The organism is Gimibacter soli (genome assembly GCF_028463845.1).
Classification (GTDB): domain Bacteria; phylum Pseudomonadota; class Alphaproteobacteria; order Sphingomonadales; family Kordiimonadaceae; genus Gimibacter; species Gimibacter soli.
In genome coordinates this window covers 323,661-339,755 of sequence record NZ_CP116805.1, presented here as the reverse complement: position 1 = coordinate 339,755, position 16,095 = coordinate 323,661, and the positions used below count along the sequence as shown (strand labels likewise).

Below are 16,095 nucleotides of genomic sequence, written 5' to 3'. Positions count from 1 at the left end.
CCCGAAGCGCCGCTATACTCGCGCACCGCTTACATACTTTCATTCCGGGAGTTCCCCACCAATGTCGGACAAGATCAAGAAAGTTGTCCTCGCCTATTCGGGCGGCCTCGACACCTCGATCATTCTCAAATGGCTGCAGACCACCTATGGCTGCGAGGTCGTGACCTTCACGGCTGACCTCGGGCAGGGTGAAGAGCTGGAGCCCGCGCGCAAGAAAGCCGAACTTCTCGGCATCAAGGAAATTTTCATCGAAGACCTGCGCGAGGAATTTGTCCGCGATTTCGTGTTCCCGATGTTCCGCGCCAACGCGCTGTACGAAGGTCTTTACCTCCTCGGCACCTCGATTGCCCGGCCGCTGATTGCCAAGCGCCAGATCGAAATCGCCGAGATGGTGGGCGCCGATGCCGTGTGCCATGGCGCCACCGGCAAGGGGAACGACCAGGTCCGTTTCGAGCTCGGCTATTATGCCCTCAACCCGCGCATCAAGGTGATCGCCCCCTGGCGCGAGTGGGACCTGACGAGCCGCACCAAGCTCATCGAGTTTGCTGAAAAGAACCAGATTCCGATCGCCAAGGACAAGCGCGGCGAAGCGCCCTTCTCGGTCGACGCCAACCTCCTGCATACCTCGAGCGAGGGCAAGGCGCTGGAAAACCCGTGGGAAGAGGCGGAAGAGTTCGTCTATAGCCGCACGGTTTCGCCGGAAGCTGCCCCCGATACGCCCGAATATGTGGAAGTCGAGTTCGAAAAGGGTGATCCCGTCGCCATCGACGGCGTGAAGATGAGCCCGGCGACGCTTCTGACCAAACTCAACGAGCTTGGCGGCAAGCATGGCATTGGCCGTCTCGATCTCCTTGAAAACCGTTTTGTCGGCATGAAGTCGCGCGGCATTTACGAAACCCCCGGCGGCACCATCCTCCTGATGGCTCACCGTGGCATCGAACAGGTCACGCTCGACAAGGGCTCGTCGCACCTGAAGGACGAGATCATGCCGCGCTATGCCGAGCTCATCTACAACGGCTTCTGGTTCAGCCCGGAGCGCGAGATGCTGCAGGCCCTGATCGACAAGAGCCAGGAGTTTGTCACCGGCACCGTGCGACTGAAGCTCTACAAGGGTTCGGCCACGATTGTTGGTCGCAAGAGCCCCTTCAGCCTCTATTCGCTCGCCCACGTCACCTTCGAGGAAGATGCGGTTTACGACCAGCGCGACGCAGCCGGCTTCATCAAGCTGAATGCGCTCCGCCTGAAGCTCCTGAAGCAGCGCGGCACGCTGAAGGGGTAACAACACAGCATGGCCGGGATCCTGACCATCATCGCGCCGGTTTTTCTCGCGATGATGCTCGGCTACGGGCTTGGCCGGCGCGGGCTGTTTGACGAAAGCGTCACGCCCGCGCTGATGCGCTATGTGATGCTCATCGCCGTGCCTTGCCTGCTTTTCCATTCGATTGCCGTCAGGCCCCTGCCGGGCGGGCACGAGATGCTGATGGTTGGCGGCTATTACGGCACGCTGGCGCTTGTCTATATCGCCTCGATGTTCATCACCCGCTTCACCTTCGGCAGCAATCTGGCCGAGCAGGGGGTGTTTGCCCTGTCCGTTTGCTTCGCGAACGGCATGTTCATCGGCTACCCCATCATCGAAGGCCAGTTCGGCGTTGAAGGCGTGCGGCTTTACCTGATGATCCTTGCCTTCCATTCGCTCACGCTTGTCACCGCCACAACGCTTGTGATGGAACGCGCGAAGGCGGGTGCGGTGTCACCCGCGATGATCCGGGCGACGGCGATCAGTGTGGTTTCAAACCCTATCCTGATGGCGCTCGGCACCGCCCTTGTCTGGACAGGGCTTGAAATCCCTGTGCCGGCATGGCTCGACCGGTTGACCGGCCTGTTCGGCGCGTCTGCGGCCCCTGTTGGGCTCTTTGCGGGCGGCCTTTCGCTCGCGGGCGTCAGCATCGCCGGTGACCTGCGCCCGGCGCTGACAGCCACGGCGCTGAAGCTCCTCGGCCTGCCGGTCGCGGTTTATGCAATGCTGCATTTTGTGCTGGATTTGCCGCCCCTCTGGGTCGGCGTGGCGACGGTGATGGCGGCCCTGCCCACGGGGATCATCCCCTATACCATCGCCGCCCGCTACCAGACGGCGCCGCGGCGTACCGCCAGCACCGTCCTGATCTCCACCGGCCTTTCGGCCATCACGCTTGTGGTGCTTCTGAGTCTTCTCTGAACCTTTGGATCAGCGCGGCGTCCTTCGAGACACCCTTCCGGGTTCCTCAGGACGAACGGAAGCATAGTCCGTTCGGTCTGAGGAGCGGCGAAGGCGCGTCTCGAAGACCGTTGCTCAGTCCTGCCCCGCGCCCTTCAGGCTGGCCTCGCGGGCAGCCTTGAACTCGGTGCCTTCGTTCCATGCCGGCCAGATGCCGGTATCGGTGATCGAGCGGCCGAAATCGTAATAAAGCGTCAGGTCCTCGATCGCGCCGTCAAACACCCAGTCTTCCGTCAGTTCGTCGGAGGCCGCGTGATAATGATCGCGCAGGAAGGCTTCCTCGACAGCCGCCACATAGGCCTTGCCGCGTTCCACATGGTCGGTGCCGCTGCCGGGGTAGATCATCGGTACGCCGAATTTCGACAGCGAGAAATGGTCTGACCGGTAGAAGCCGCCGTGCTCGGGGTGTGCGTCGGGTACGATCACGCGGCCCTGTTTTTCAGCGACTTTGGCAAGAAGGCCGTCGAGTTCCGAATTGCCGTAACCGGTGACGGTGACATCCTTCGTGCGGCCGAAATTGTTGATGCCGTCCATATTGAGTCCGGCAACCGTCTTGGCAAGCGGGACGAGCGGATGGGCCGCATAATAGGCCGAGCCTAGAAGGCCCTGTTCTTCCGCCGTGACAGCAAGGAAGAGAACCGACCGTTTCGGCTTTTCACGTGCGCCGGCGAAGGAACGGGCAAGCTCGATGAGGCCCGCGGTGCCGGTGGCATTGTCGAGCGCACCATTATAGATGCCGTCGCCATCGATCGAGGGATCGGTGCCGAGATGGTCCCAGTGCGCCATATAGACGAAATATTCGTCCGGCTTCTCGCTGCCCTCGACGACCCCCGCCACGTTGCGCGAGGTCACGTGGTCCACCTTGTTCGAAAACTCGGTCGAGGCGGTGAGGTTCATCGGCACGGCCTTGAAGCCGGGCTTCAGGGCCGCCGCTTCAAGGGCGCGGCGGTCAAGGCTTGCAGCGGCGAACAGCTTGTCGGCGGATTCGGTGGTGATCCAGCTTTCGAAGGCGGAAAGCGAGGCGCCCTTGTCTTCGCGCACGAGGCCGAACTTGGCGCCGGTCCAGCTGCTGTCGACCGTTACCCAGCCATAGGCGGCAGGGGCAGTTTCATGAACAAGGATGGCGCCGATGGCACCCTGGCGGGCGGCTTCGTCAAACTTGTAGTCCCAGCGGCCATAATAGGTCATGGCCTTGCCGTTGAAGAGCTTGGCGTCGCCGGTTGCGAAGCCCGGATCGTTGACAAGAATGACGGCAATCTTGCCGGCCATGTCGACGCCTTCATAATCGTTCCAGTTCCGCTCCGGCGCGTTGATGCCATAGCCGACAAACACGAGCTCGGCGTCGCTGACCGCCACCGATTCCTGCTCGCGGCGGGTCCAGATCACCTGATCGGCGCGGTAGGCGAGGGCGAGCGGCTCGTTGCCGCCGGCGACGGACAGCATCGGCGCGCCCAGCGCTTCGATGGAAACGAGCGGTACCTGCTGCTCGTAGCTGCCATTGTTCGCGGGTCTCAGGCCGGCTTCGGCAAAGGCTTTCGCGATGAATTCCACCGTCTTGTCCTCGCCGGGGGTCGCCGGGCCGCGGCCGCCGAACTCGTCGGACGACAGGGTGGCAACGCTGTCCTTGTAGGCCGCTTCATTGATCAGATAAGGGGCCGACGTGGGCGCCTCGCTTTCGGTATCGCAGGCGGCAAGCGCGAAAAGCGCCGTGGCAAGAAGGGGTAGCTGTTTCACCGTGAACTCCAGTTTCTTCTCGGGGAGGGTTGAAGCGGCGTCAGGCGCCGAAGAAGGTGTTTTTCAGGCCATCGAGGACGAACTGGCCAGCCATGGCAGCCAGAATGATACCAAGCACGCGGGTGATCACACCATTGACCGAGGGGCCAAGCACGCGCATCACCTTGCCGGCCGCAAACAGGAAGCCGAGCGTGATCAGCATGGTGAGGCCAAGCGCCAGATAGACCATGATCTGCCCCGGGAAATCGCCTTCCACGTTGGTCATCAGAAGCATGACGGTGGCGATGGAGCCGGGCCCAGCAAGAAGCGGCAGGCCAAGCGGAAAGACCGAGATATCCTCGAAATAGTCTTCCATCTTGTGGGCGCTTTCTTCCTTACGCTCAAAGCGCTTCTCCATCACCATTTCAAGCGCGATGATGAAAAGCATGATGCCGCCAGCGACGCGCAGGCCGTCCATCGAAATGCCCATGGCGCCAAGGAAGGGTTTGCCCACAAGCGCGAAGAAGAAAAGGATGCCGGTCGCGACGACCACACCCTTGATCGCCATCCGGCGCTGGTGATCCTTCGGCGCGTCCTGCGTGAGGCTCGCGAACACGGGCGCGATGGCCACCGGGTCCACAATGATGAAAAGCGTGATGAAAGCGGTTACAAACGCGTCAAGCATGGCGAAAACCCGTTATTCCTGATGAAGTTGGGCTGAACTGCGCCACAGGGTGGCGTCAGATCGCTTTCGGGTCAAGCCTGTGCTGGCGGCAGGTGGCCGTAACGGTGTTACGAAGAAGGCAGGCGATGGTCATTGGCCCCACGCCGCCCGGCACCGGCGTGATACGCCCGGCGACAGTTGCGGCTTCGTCATAGGCGACGTCGCCCACAAGGCGGGTCTTGCCTTCGCCCTTCTCGGGCGCCGCGATACGGTTGATGCCAACGTCGATGACGGTGGCGCCGGGCTTGATCCAGTCGCCCTTGATCATCTCGGGGCGGCCAACGGCGGCGACAACGATATCGGCGGCTTTCACTTCACCGGGCAGGTCTTTCGTGCGGCTGTGGGCGATGGTCACAGTGCAGTTGGCATCCAGCAGCAGTTGCGCCATAGGCTTGCCGACGATGTTCGAGCGGCCAACGACGACGGCCTTGAGGCCTGAAAGATCGCCGAGTGCATCCTGCAGCATCAGAAGGCAGCCAAGCGGCGTGCAGGGCACAAGGCCGCGGCCACCGGTCGCCAGAAGCCCGGAGTTCACCACATGGAAGCCGTCCACATCCTTGGCGGGGTCGATGGCGGCGATCACCTTGGCTTCGTCGATCTGTTTGGGGAGCGGCAGCTGCACAAGGATGCCGTTCACGGCAGGGTCGGCATTCAGCGCCTCGACGCGGGCCAGAAGGTCGGCTTCGCTCGTATCGGCGGGCAGTTCGAAATGGAAGCTGTTCATGCCGGTGTCGGCGGTCTGCTTCACCTTGTTTTTCACATAGACCTGGCTTGCCGGGTCTTCGCCCACGATCACGACAGCGAGGCCGGGGGTGACACCGTGTTTGGCCTTGAGGGCGGAAACGTCCGCCGCGACACCGGCGCGGACTTTTTCGGCAAAGGCTTTGCCATCGATGATGCTGGCGGTCATGGGCGGGCTCCCGTTCTGGTGCCGGTCAGGGGCTCAAGGGGCAAGCTCGGCCAGCCGGGCGGTGATTTCTTCCTGGAACGCGGCGCGGCCTGCCGCATCGGCGGGGCCTTCAAGAAGCAAGAGTTTCTGCCGCGATATGTCGCCCCCTATAAGCCTTACGGCTGTTTTCGGCAACTTGAGTTTTTTGGCGAGAAACCTGATGAGCGCGGCGTTCGCCTTGCCGTTTTCAGGGACGGCGGTCACGGCCACCTTCAGGCGGGTGTTGCCGGCGTCGTCGCTGATCCAGCCATCAATCCGCTCGGCGGCAGCCTTCGGCGTCAGGCGCACGGCGAGGGTCAGCCCGCCGTCCACTGCCTTGAGGACGCCGTTACCAACCATAGACCCCAAACATTGGCGCTACTGATGTGGCAAAAAGGACTCGCAGGAAATGGATCAGCAACAGCAGGATGATCGGCGAGATATCGAAGCCGCCAACGTTCGGGATGATGCGCCGGATCGGGTTCAGGATCGGTGCGGTGATGGCGTCGAAGAAGGCCATGACGGTGCGCACGAAGGGCTGGTAGCTGTTGATCACGCCGAAGGAAACGAGCCAGCTCATGATCACCCAGATGATGAGTGCTGTGCTGTAGAGATACAGAACGGTATCAATCAGCATGAAAATTGCCGTCATCGGCCTCGCCTCCCTGCGCCTTTTCCGTTATGGTGGTGCTGACAGCCCGAAGGATTCTGTCACGCATCTTGCAAAGATGTAGGGTGAAAACCGCTGGAATGCAATCTGGCGGCAGAATTTGCCGGATTTTTCCGAGTCGTTTGGATGGCTTGAGAATATTCGGTGGGCAAGAATGTCCATATCGGCAAGAATTGCCGGGTGAGTGGCCCTGAAGGGCGGAAAGCAGAAGGCGCGAAAAGTGGCGTTTTTTGGAAATATCAGCGGGTCAGGTGGCCTGTTCGGCGGGAATGCACAATCCTTCCGGCCGACGATTGTTGGCATTTCGACCTCGCTTCTCTCTGCCGTCAATGATGCCAAGCTCACCCAGATTGCGCTCAACAGCCTCTCTAGCGAAGATCGCGCCAAGCTCAACCAGCGCGTCCCCACCAATACGCTCACCACTCCGCCGTGGGAAAATGCCGAAACGCCGCGCTCGTTGGAGCAGCAGGTGCGCGAGGTGCGTGGCCTGAATTCCTTCATCAACCTGAAGGATTCAGATATCAAGGGTCTGGCAAACGACCCCGACCAGCAGGCGACTTTCGTGCTCTACAAGGCGCTGAATAACCTTCGGGTGCTGGCGGAATATGCCTCGCAGAAGTCGACGACATCCTCGACGATTGCGCAGCTCGATGCGCTTTTCAAATCCGGCCTCACCGAAGTGCGGGATTATCTCTCTTCCACGTCGCTCAACAATCTCGACCTGTTCCTTGGCGACAAGCAATACAAGACAGAGACGACGACGCGCCTTGGCAAGAACGCCTCGGAATATGACGGCAAGCCCGTCGCCGAGACCGCGACCGATGCGGTTGTAGGCCTGACCGGCAATGAAGTTTTCACCGTGACGCTGTCAAAGAACAGCGTGGCGGGCAATCAGCTGGATAGCGATACCTTCACCGTTGACCTTTCAGAGATCAGCGGCACGCTTTCGCTGAAGGCGGTGACCGATCTGATCAACTCGAAGATCGAAGCGCTGCAGGGCGAGGACGAGCTGGGTAACCCCTTGGTGGACGGCGAGGGCAATCCGGTTTCCAAATATACCACGCGCTTTGTGGCGGCGCAGGACAGCCGTACCGGCGACTATGCCATTCGCGTGAAAGGCACGATCCTTGAGGATGCGAAGTTCGAGGCAGCGGTAAATGAGCCGACGCTTTATGTGTCTTCGGCCGTTTCGCAGCTTGATGATGCTTTTGCAATCACCAGCCGGGTGACGGAGCTGAACAACCTGACTGGTACCATCTCGGTGGACGATACCTTCTCCTTCTCGGGCGTCGATCTTGGCGGCACCGAGTTCAAGGGCCTCGTGTCCGATGAGGAAGACGAAGATATCGACCCCAGGATCAAGGCAATGCGCGACAAGATGCTGGCCGAAAGCCGCGCCGATGTGATCGGCGAGGATGCGGCCGCGGAAGAGGCGGAGGCCGAGGACGAAGACGCGACCTCGATCACCAATGTCGACGCCAAGAATCGCGTCAGCGCCGACACGTCTGCTTCCAAGATCGCCACGGACAGCGAAGGCAATGTCTATGTGATCGGCACAACGACCGGCAGCTTCGGTCACCAGATCAATGCGGCCGATACGCAGGATGTCTTCCTCACCAAGTTTGACAGCACCGGCAATGTGGTCTTCTCACGGCTTCTGGGTGCCGCAGACAGTGCCTCGGGCTATGCGATCACCATCGACGGCGAAGACAATGTGATTATCGCCGGGCAGACCAACAGCGCGCTTTCCACGAAAGATGTGATCAGCGGCACCGATGCCTTTGTCACCAAGCTTTCGAAGCGCGGCGACGAGATTTTCCGTTACCAGCTGGATACGGCAGGGGAGACGAGCGGTCTGTCCCTCGCTGTCGATGCTGCGGGCGACATCATCCTTGGGGGCTATACGAAGTCCGGCATCAGCGCCACTTCGGGCTTCTCGGGCGGCAAGGACGGCCTTCTCCTGAAGCTTGACGGCGACACGGGCACCAAGCTCGCTTCTGCTGTTTATGGCACCAGCTCGAACGAAAGCGTCAAGGGTGTGGCGGTCTCGGCTGACGGCAATATCCTGATCGCTGCGGAAGAAGGCGGCAATGCCGTTGTCCGCAAGCTGAGCGCCACCGATTTCTCGGTCATCGATACGGTCGATTTCGGCTATCTTGGCACCGGCGGCTCGGTCGAGGGTCTGAGGGTTGACGGCAACGACGTGTATCTCGTCGGCACCACCACCTCGGCGCTGACCGCTGGCGGTTCGGCGACGCAGAACGGCAGCCTCGCTGGCGGCTATGACGGGTTTGTTGCCAAGGTCACCGATGGCGGTGGCTCGCTCTCTGCTGACTATACCACCTATATCGGCACCAGCGGCACCGACCGGCTCGCCGATGTGGCTGTCTCGGGCGGCAAGGTCTATGTGGCGGGCTCAACCGCCGGGACCATCGCGGGCGAAAACAAGACAGGCTCCTACGATGGCTTCGTGACGCGGATCGATGCCGCCACGGGCGCGGTTGAAGATACCCAGCAGTTTGGCGAGCAACTGGCGCGATCGACCGTTGGCGGTGTGGCCTTCACCACCAAGGGCAACAGCGTGCTGGAAACGCTCGGCCTGCCGCAAGGCACGATCCTCGAGGACCAGAAGCGCGACCTGCAGACGCAGACATCGGCGCGCGCTGGCGACTATTTCTATATCTCGGTCGATGGCGGCACGAAGAAAAAGATCACCCTTTCTGAGGGTGATGATTTCAACGATATCGCCCGCAAGATTCGTATCGCCGCCTTCAGCAAGCTGACGGTAAGTGTCTCGACCTCCAGCGAGGGCGCCAAGCTGAAGCTTGAAGCCAAGAATGCGACGATTGACCTGATCGCCGGCAAGGGCGACCAGGACCTTCTGGAGCGGATCGGCCTGACGCCAGGCAAGCTGCTGCCGAAGAATGAAGCGCTCGGCATCGACCAGGATGAGGTCGAACCCGATCCGGCCAACCCGTTCAACCTTGGCGGCGCCTATGCGCTGAAGCTCGATGGCGCGCTCAATATCGGTGACAAGAAGGCGGCCAAATATGTGCTGGGCCTTATGGATAGCGCCATTTCGACGGTACAGCGGGCTTTCCGGTCGCTGGAGTACGATCCGATCAAGGCGCAGCTTCTGGAAGATTCGAAAAAGAATGCCAACATCGGGCAGGCGCCCGCCTACCTGACGGCCAAGATTGCCAATTATCAGGACGCGCTGAACCGGTTGCAATCGTCAACGATCGCGAGCCCGACGAGCTTCTTCTTCTGACAATTCTTCAGGATTGCAGCCCTGGTGGGCGCAAAAAAGAGAAAGCCGCTTCGGGGTGTCTCACGAAGCGGCTTTTCTTTCAGAAGGCTGACTGCGTGCCTCCCGGCCGGCGCAGAAACAGGAGTACGATTGGGGGTCGAGTTTTCCCTGCTTCGAGCCCCGGCGCGGGAGGCACTTCTATCATTACAAGTGCTGTGCCAATCCGGCGTTTCCGGATTTACGCCATGAAAAACAGAGGGTTATAAAAAGCCATCCTCCAATCTGGTCACTACCTCAGGGTTGAATTTCGCATTATGCAATATAATGTAAATGCAAAATGCAAATATAATTGCAATATGCATTGACGATATCGTGCTGCGGACGAACCAACTGGGTCTGGCCGCCACTCATGTTTCTGGTCTAGGATAGGCCTTCCTTAGTGAACAGGACGCTGGTTGATGAGTGAAGGGTACGGGATGATCGGATCATGGCGGCGCGTGGCACTGGCGGTCGCACTGTGCCTGCCTGCAGTCATGATCGCGCCCCTGCCGGTGTGGGCCGCCGAAAAGGCCGAAGAAGCGCCGCAGCCCTATATCGACCTCGCCCCGATCTATCTCTCTGTCCTCAACAAGGGCCGGGTGATCGGCGTTGTGACGCTTGAGCTGGTCCTTGAGGTCAAGGACCCGGCCCATGACAGCGCGCAGATCACGGAGCGCCTTCGCCAGATCGAGGGCGATTTCGCGGCGGCGGGCATGGAAATGGCCCGGCAGGTTTTCCGGGTGGACCGGCCCATCGACCCTGACCTCGTGGTGGCCTATCTCACCCCCTATGCCGAACGACGGCTGGGGCCGGACAAAGTGAATGTACTGGTGAAACAGGCGCTGATCCGCCCGATGTGACGCAGGCGTCATCCTTCCATTTCAAGGGGTTGGAAACCAGGCCGTTTGCAGCCCAAAAGAATCCTTACATTTTAATGTCACTTTTGTTACAGACCGCCCAAATGGTATAACCGCCCGGCACGACGCCAGGGGTGAGGAGCGGACATATGGAACTGGACAAGGTCGACCGTGAGGTCGCGCGGGTCGCGAAGGTGCAACAGGCTGTCGCGGCCGAGCAAGGCGGCCTCATGAAGCTGGGCCTCGCGCTCTTCTTCGTCGTTCTCGTCTTCCTCTATGCCACGCAAGTGCATATCGGCAGCCATATCAGCTATTTCATCATCGCGGCGGCTGTGATCGGCGCCTATATGGCGATGAATATCGGCGCCAACGATGTGGCTAACAACGTCGGGCCGGCGGTGGGCTCCAAGGCGCTCACCATGGCGGGCGCGCTTGTCATTGCTGCCGTGTTTGAAGCCGCCGGTGCGCTCCTCGCGGGCGGGGACGTGGTCTCCACCATCTCGAAGGATATCATCTCGCCCACCGCCTTCGCCGATGGCATCACCTTCATCTGGGCCATGATGGCGGCGCTTCTGGCCGCGGCACTCTGGCTCAATCTCGCCACCTGGCTTGGCGCGCCTGTCTCCACCACCCACTCCATCGTTGGCGGTGTGATGGGGGCCGGTATCGCGGCTGCAGGCTTTGGCATGGTCAACTGGCCGGTGATGGGGGGCATAGCCGCGAGCTGGGTCATTTCGCCGATCCTTGGCGGGGTTATCGCTGCCGCCTTCCTGCGGTTCGTCAAGCTGGTGATCGTCGAGAAGGAAGACAAGATCGCTGCTTCCAAAAAATGGGTGCCGATCCTTGTTGCCATCATGGCGGGCACCTTCACGGTCTATCTGGTCTCCAAGGGCCTGAAGCATCTCTGGAAGCCGGAAGCGCCGATTGTCTGGGCCACCGGCCTTGCCATTGCAGTCGCTTCCTGGGCTGTGATGCGGCCTTATGTGGCACATCGGGCGCTCGGCCTTGAGAACCGCAAGAAGTCCGTGTCGCTTCTCTTCCGTGTACCGCTTGTCTGTTCGGCAGCCCTTCTTTCCTTCGCGCACGGTGCCAACGATGTGGCGAATGCCGTGGGGCCGCTCGCCGCTATCGTGAACGCAGCCGAATCGGGCGCGTCTGCCGCTGGCAAAGTGTCGTTGCCCCTGTGGGTGATGGTGATCGGCGCCATCGGCATTTCGATCGGTCTTCTGCTGTTTGGCCCAAAGCTGATCCGTACCGTTGGCGGCGAGATCACCAAGCTGAACCAGATGCGCGCCTTCTGCGTGGCCCTGTCGGCGGCTATCACGGTGATTGCGGCCTCGGCGCTCGGCATGCCTGTTTCCTCGACCCATATCGCCGTTGGCGGTGTGTTCGGCGTTGGGTTCCTGCGCGAATATCTGGCCAACAAGGCCAATGGCAACGCCCGCGAACTGTCGAAGATCACGACGCCTGAAAAGGTGGCCGCCAAGGCCGAGAAGAAGGAAAAGCGTCGTCTGGTACGCCGCAAGCAGGCGATGAATATCGCTGCCGCCTGGATCATCACGGTGCCGCTTTCGGCCTCGCTTGCCGCTGTTCTGTACCTCGGCGCCCGCACCTTCTTTGGCTGAAGTCTGCCCGCTTTGATTGTCTGCCCTTTTTATCTGCGGTAAAACGGGGCGAAAGGGCAGACGATGCGACACTTGCTTATCCTGATACTGCTTCTGGCCCCGGCTTTCACCGGTCGGGCGGCTGTGGCCGATGACCGGCCCTTGGCCCAGTGGTATTATGTTGATGTGCCGCCCGCCATGATCCTTGAGGGCGACGGCAAGGGTACGGGCTATGTCGACCGGATCATCGCGCTGTTCAAACGGTCCATGCCCGGCTACCGCCATGAAGATGTAGCAAGTTCGGTGGTGCGCATGTTTGCCACCATGCAGGTGCGTGATGGCATTTGCACCGGCGGCCTTCTGCGCACGCCGGAACGGGAAAATGTCCTCGTTTACAGCGATTCCTTCTATCCGGTTCTCGTCAACCGGCTGGTCACGATCCGAGCCAAGCGCCCCATGCTGGCGCCTTATCTCGGTGCCGATAATCATGTCGACCTGATGGCACTGGCGGCAGACAAACGCCTCGTCGCGGGCTATGTGGGGCAGCGTTTCTACAGCACTCTCATCCAGCGCTTCATCGAGGAGCGCACGGAATCTGACCCCGAAGGCCGGCTGCGGGTGCTGATCCCGAATGACCGTTTCTCGGATCTTTTGCGGCATGACCGCATCGACTTCGCCTTCGGCCTTGCCGCCGAAATCTATTACCAGTCATTGAACGGGGACGCCGCTGTGCCCGGCGGCGAGCTTGTGTCCTTCGCCGTGAAAGGCGAGCCGATCACCAAGCCCGGCGGCTTCGCCTGTTCGGGCGGCCCTCTTGGACGGCAAATGGCAGACGAGATGAACCGGCTGATCGCTGATCCCGCCATCCGGGCGGAGATTCACGGTTACTATACCGACTGGCTCGATGAAGACGCCCGGCGCGATTTCGAAGCGGCGGTCAGGGAAGAAGAGACACGCTGATCAGTGCGCCTCTTCCCAGTTGTCGCCTGAGCCCACATCCACATCAAGCGGTACGCTCAGCTCAATCGCCGGGGCGGCTGCCCCTTCCATCACCGTGCGGATCACCGGAATGGCCGCGTCAACCCGGGCTTCGGGCGCTTCGAACACCAGTTCGTCATGCACCTGAAGGAGCATTTTCACGTCCGTCAGGCCAGCGTCCACCAGCGCCTGCGGCATGCGGATCATGGCGCGGCGGATGACGTCGGCTGCAGTGCCCTGGATGGGGGCGTTGATCGCTGCCCGCTCGCCGAAGGCGCGGTGCATCGGGTTCTTGTCTCGGAGCGCCGCGATATGGCATTTGCGGCCGAAAAGGGTGGTCACATAGCCCGACTCTTTGGCGGCAGCGATGGTATTGTCCATATAGGCGCGGATGCCGGGGAAGCGCTCGAAATAGGCTTCGATATATTTCTGCGCGTCCGACCGCTCGATCCCGAGCTGGCGGGCAAGCCCGAAGGCCGAAATGCCATAGATGATGCCGAAGTTGATGGCCTTGGCCTGCCGGCGCACCATCGGGTCCATGCCCTCGATCGGCGTGCCGAATACTTCGGAAGCCGTCATGGCGTGAATGTCGATCCCGTCGGCGAAGGCTTTCTTCAGCGCCGGGATATCGGCGATATGGGCGAGGATGCGAAGTTCGATCTGGCTATAGTCGGCGGAGAGGAGCTTGCAGCCCTTCTCTGCGATGAAGGCGCGGCGGATCTTGCGGCCTTCTTCCGACCGGATCGGGATATTCTGCAGGTTCGGATCGTTTGACGACAGCCGCCCCGTGGTGGTGGAAGCCAGATGATAGCTCGTATGAATGCGGCCGGTTTCCGGGTTCACATCATTGACGAGCGAATCCGTGTAGGTGCTTTTCAGCTTCGCGAACTGGCGATACTCGAGCACCTTCTCAGGCAACGTATGGCCTTCAGCGGCAAGGGCCTCAAGCACATCGGCGCCGGTGCCCCAGGCGCCGGTTTTCGATGATTTCTTGCCGCCCTTGAGGCCCATATCCTCGAAAAGGATTTCACCCAGCTGCTTCGGGCTCTGCACATTGAAGGGCCGCCCGGCGAGCTTCTGGATTTCCTCGTCAAGCTTCTGGATCGAGGCTGCAAACTCGTTCGACAGGCTTTTCAGTGCCGGGACGTCAACCCGGATGCCTTCGCGTTCCATCGCGGAAAGCACGGGCACCAGCGGGCGCTCGAGCCGCTCGTAAACGCCCATCACCTGTTCGGATGCAAGGCGTGGCTTCAGGATGCGCCACAGGCGACCGGTGATATCGGCGTCTTCAGCCGCATAGTCGGTCGCTTTTTCAAGCGTCACCTTGTCGAAGGTCACCTGCGACTTGCCGGTTCCCGCCACATCCTTGAAGGATATGGGCGTGTGATCGAGATGGAGGCCCGAAAGCTCGTCCATGCCATGCCCGTGCAGGCCGGATTCGAGCGCGTAAGACATCAGCATCGTGTCGTCGATCGGCGCCACATCGATACCTTGCCGCGCGAAGATCGAGATATCGTATTTCAGATTCTGGCCGATCTTCAGGATCGACGGGTCTTCCAGCACCGGCTTCAGGCGCTTCAGCACCTCGGCCTTATCGAGCTGGTGGGGACGTTCGGCAAACATGCCGTCACCGTCGCCCGTATGGCCCACGGGGATATAGCAGGCTTCACCCGGCACGATGGAGAGCGAGATACCGACAAGGTCGGCCTGCATCACATCCAGCGACGTGGTCTCGGTATCAACAGTTACCTGACCGGCAGCCATGATGCGGACAATCCATGCCTCGAGATCGGCCATCTCAGTGATGCAGCTGTAGGTGGCTTTCTCGACCGTGACAGCCTCGCTCACCGGATCGACGGTCGGGCTGTCATCAAGGAAGCCAGCATAATGATGCTGCACCTTCACCTTCAGCGAGCGGAAGGACTGCTCGTCGATGAAGGCGAGAAGTGGGCCGGGCTCGGGCTCACGGACCGTCAGGTCATCAAGGCCGAAGGGCACGGGCGCATCGTTCACCAGCCGCACCAGTTCGCGGCTCATACGGGCCTTGTCGGCATTCTCGAGAAGGGTTTCGCGGCGCTTCGGCTGCTTGATCTCACCTGCGCGTTCGAGAAGCGTATCGAGGTCGCCATATTCGGTGATCAGCTGGGCGGCTGTCTTGATGCCGATCCCCGGCACACCGGGCACGTTATCGACGCTGTCGCCACACAGCGATTGCACATCGACCACGCGGTCCGGCCCCACACCGAATTTCTCGACGACGCCTGTGTAATCGATCCGCTTGTTCTTCATGCTGTCGAACATGGTGACCTGCTCGTTCACGAGCTGCATCAGGTCCTTGTCCGAAGAAACGATGGTGACCTTGAAGCCTTTGTCGGCTGCCTGCTTGGCGTAGGTCGCGATGATATCGTCGGCCTCATAGCCTTCCATCTCGATCGCGGGCACGCCAAAGGCTTTCACCGCATCGCGGATGATCGAAAATTGCGGCACCAGATCCTCGGGCGCCGGCGGGCGGTGGGCCTTGTATTCCGGATAGATTTCCGAGCGGAAGGTCTTGCGCGCGGCATCGAAGATCACGGCCAGATGGCTCGGCTTCTCGCCGTCGGCCAGATCCTGGATAAGCTTGAACAGCATGTTCGAAAAGCCGAACACCGCGCCAACCGGCGTGCCGTCCGGCCGCGTCATCGGCGGCAGGGCGTGATAGGCGCGGAAGATATAGCCCGATCCGTCGATCAGATAGAGATGAGGCGTTTCAGCCATCAGTGGTGATCGTCGACAGGTTCGCCGTCAAGGATGAAGAGGCGGTCGCAGTAAGGGCATTCAACCTGGCCGTCTTCGTTCATCGTCAGATAGACGCGCGGATGGCCGAGCGGGCCCTCGTCGCCGTCGCAGGCTACGGTTTTCGTGTTCACATGCTTGATTTCAGGAGCGTCTACAGACATGGCGTCACCTTACATTGCGCTGGCTTTGCCCCTATATAAACAAGGCTTCCCGCCTTCACAAGCACGCGAAGGCCGCCCGGCGCATGTCCGGCGCAATTGACCGCTACCGGCGCCATCTGGTACCGCTTCAGGGTAAGGG

At 60.8% G+C, this 16,095-nt stretch carries 13 protein-coding genes; 6 read left to right on the top strand and 7 right to left on the bottom strand.

Features of this window, described 5'->3' with window-relative positions:
• Window positions 1-61: 61 nt before the first annotated feature.
• Both PH603_RS01555 and PH603_RS01550 read left to right on the top strand, forming a co-directional pair.
• A complete protein-coding gene (locus tag PH603_RS01555; RefSeq protein ID WP_289504162.1) occupies window positions 62-1,279 on the top strand; it encodes an argininosuccinate synthase in 1,218 nt (405 codons plus the stop codon).
• A gap of 9 nt (window positions 1,280-1,288) precedes the next feature.
• Window positions 1,289-2,215 carry an AEC family transporter gene (locus PH603_RS01550; protein WP_289504161.1) on the top strand — a complete coding sequence of 309 codons (927 nt, stop codon included), beginning with the start codon at window positions 1,289-1,291 and terminating at the stop codon, window positions 2,213-2,215.
• Between the two features lie 114 nt (window positions 2,216-2,329).
• Here PH603_RS01550 and PH603_RS01545 read toward each other — a convergent pair whose 3' ends face one another.
• Genes PH603_RS01545 through PH603_RS01525 form a run of 5 tightly spaced genes read right to left on the bottom strand, consistent with a single transcriptional unit; the run spans window position 2,330 to window position 6,271 of the window.
• Entirely contained in the window at window positions 2,330-3,988 is a 1,659-nt protein-coding gene (locus PH603_RS01545) for a M28 family metallopeptidase (protein WP_289504160.1), read from the bottom strand.
• 40 nt (window positions 3,989-4,028) lie between these two features.
• The gene (locus PH603_RS01540) at window positions 4,029-4,652 is read right to left on the bottom strand and encodes a MarC family protein (RefSeq protein WP_289504159.1); all 624 of its coding nucleotides are present in this window, start codon (window positions 4,650-4,652) and stop codon (window positions 4,029-4,031) included.
• Between the two features lie 55 nt (window positions 4,653-4,707).
• On the bottom strand, window positions 4,708-5,601 hold the full coding sequence (folD, locus tag PH603_RS01535; RefSeq protein ID WP_289504158.1) for a bifunctional methylenetetrahydrofolate dehydrogenase/methenyltetrahydrofolate cyclohydrolase FolD: 894 nt from the start codon (window positions 5,599-5,601) through the stop codon (window positions 4,708-4,710).
• A gap of 33 nt (window positions 5,602-5,634) precedes the next feature.
• Complete coding sequence (locus PH603_RS01530; protein WP_289504157.1) at window positions 5,635-5,979, bottom strand: DUF167 domain-containing protein; 345 nt, start codon at window positions 5,977-5,979, stop codon at window positions 5,635-5,637.
• Window positions 5,969-6,271 carry a YggT family protein gene (locus PH603_RS01525; RefSeq protein WP_289504156.1) on the bottom strand — a complete coding sequence of 101 codons (303 nt, stop codon included), beginning with the start codon at window positions 6,269-6,271 and terminating at the stop codon, window positions 5,969-5,971. The genes PH603_RS01530 and PH603_RS01525 overlap by 11 nt, the downstream gene beginning before the upstream one ends.
• Window positions 6,272-6,509: 238 nt before the next feature.
• On the opposite strand from PH603_RS01525, the gene PH603_RS01520 reads away from it, so the two are divergent.
• From PH603_RS01520 to PH603_RS01505, 4 genes are all read left to right on the top strand, one after another.
• Window positions 6,510-9,560, top strand: coding sequence for an SBBP repeat-containing protein (locus PH603_RS01520; RefSeq protein ID WP_289504155.1), 3,051 nt, complete (start codon window positions 6,510-6,512; stop codon window positions 9,558-9,560).
• 437 nt (window positions 9,561-9,997) lie between these two features.
• On the top strand, window positions 9,998-10,438 hold the full coding sequence (locus PH603_RS01515) for a hypothetical protein (protein ID WP_289504154.1): 441 nt from the start codon (window positions 9,998-10,000) through the stop codon (window positions 10,436-10,438).
• 146 nt (window positions 10,439-10,584) lie between these two features.
• The gene (locus PH603_RS01510; RefSeq protein WP_289504153.1) at window positions 10,585-12,060 is read left to right on the top strand and encodes an inorganic phosphate transporter; all 1,476 of its coding nucleotides are present in this window, start codon (window positions 10,585-10,587) and stop codon (window positions 12,058-12,060) included.
• 63 nt (window positions 12,061-12,123) lie between these two features.
• The gene (locus PH603_RS01505) at window positions 12,124-12,999 is read left to right on the top strand and encodes a hypothetical protein (RefSeq protein WP_289504152.1); all 876 of its coding nucleotides are present in this window, start codon (window positions 12,124-12,126) and stop codon (window positions 12,997-12,999) included.
• Here PH603_RS01505 and polA read toward each other — a convergent pair whose 3' ends face one another.
• Together polA and PH603_RS01495 are read right to left on the bottom strand one after the other, a co-directional pair.
• Window positions 13,000-15,774: a DNA polymerase I gene (gene polA / locus PH603_RS01500; RefSeq protein ID WP_289504151.1), complete on the bottom strand. Its 2,775-nt coding sequence runs from the start codon at window positions 15,772-15,774 to the stop codon at window positions 13,000-13,002.
• Window positions 15,774-15,956 (bottom strand): zinc-finger domain-containing protein, encoded by a 183-nt coding sequence (locus tag PH603_RS01495; protein WP_289504150.1) that lies wholly within the window; start codon window positions 15,954-15,956, stop codon window positions 15,774-15,776. The genes polA and PH603_RS01495 overlap by 1 nt, the downstream gene beginning before the upstream one ends.
• Window positions 15,957-16,095 lie beyond the last annotated feature (139 nt).

What these genes read in the sequence shown, in the direction of transcription:
- polA (WP_289504151.1), bottom strand. Translation starts at nt 15,774, where the DNA reads ATGGCTGAAACGCCTCATCTCTATCTGATCGACGGATCGGGCTATATC.
- PH603_RS01540 (WP_289504159.1), bottom strand. Translation starts at nt 4,652, where the DNA reads ATGCTTGACGCGTTTGTAACCGCTTTCATCACGCTTTTCATCATTGTG.
- PH603_RS01555 (WP_289504162.1), top strand. Translation starts at nt 62, where the DNA reads ATGTCGGACAAGATCAAGAAAGTTGTCCTCGCCTATTCGGGCGGCCTC.
- PH603_RS01530 (WP_289504157.1), bottom strand. Translation starts at nt 5,979, where the DNA reads ATGGTTGGTAACGGCGTCCTCAAGGCAGTGGACGGCGGGCTGACCCTC.
- PH603_RS01495 (WP_289504150.1), bottom strand. Translation starts at nt 15,956, where the DNA reads ATGTCTGTAGACGCTCCTGAAATCAAGCATGTGAACACGAAAACCGTA.
- PH603_RS01505 (WP_289504152.1), top strand. Translation starts at nt 12,124, where the DNA reads ATGCGACACTTGCTTATCCTGATACTGCTTCTGGCCCCGGCTTTCACC.
- PH603_RS01525 (WP_289504156.1), bottom strand. Translation starts at nt 6,271, where the DNA reads ATGACGGCAATTTTCATGCTGATTGATACCGTTCTGTATCTCTACAGC.
- PH603_RS01550 (WP_289504161.1), top strand. Translation starts at nt 1,289, where the DNA reads ATGGCCGGGATCCTGACCATCATCGCGCCGGTTTTTCTCGCGATGATG.
- folD (WP_289504158.1), bottom strand. Translation starts at nt 5,601, where the DNA reads ATGACCGCCAGCATCATCGATGGCAAAGCCTTTGCCGAAAAAGTCCGC.
- PH603_RS01510 (WP_289504153.1), top strand. Translation starts at nt 10,585, where the DNA reads ATGGAACTGGACAAGGTCGACCGTGAGGTCGCGCGGGTCGCGAAGGTG.
- PH603_RS01515 (WP_289504154.1), top strand. Translation starts at nt 9,998, where the DNA reads ATGAGTGAAGGGTACGGGATGATCGGATCATGGCGGCGCGTGGCACTG.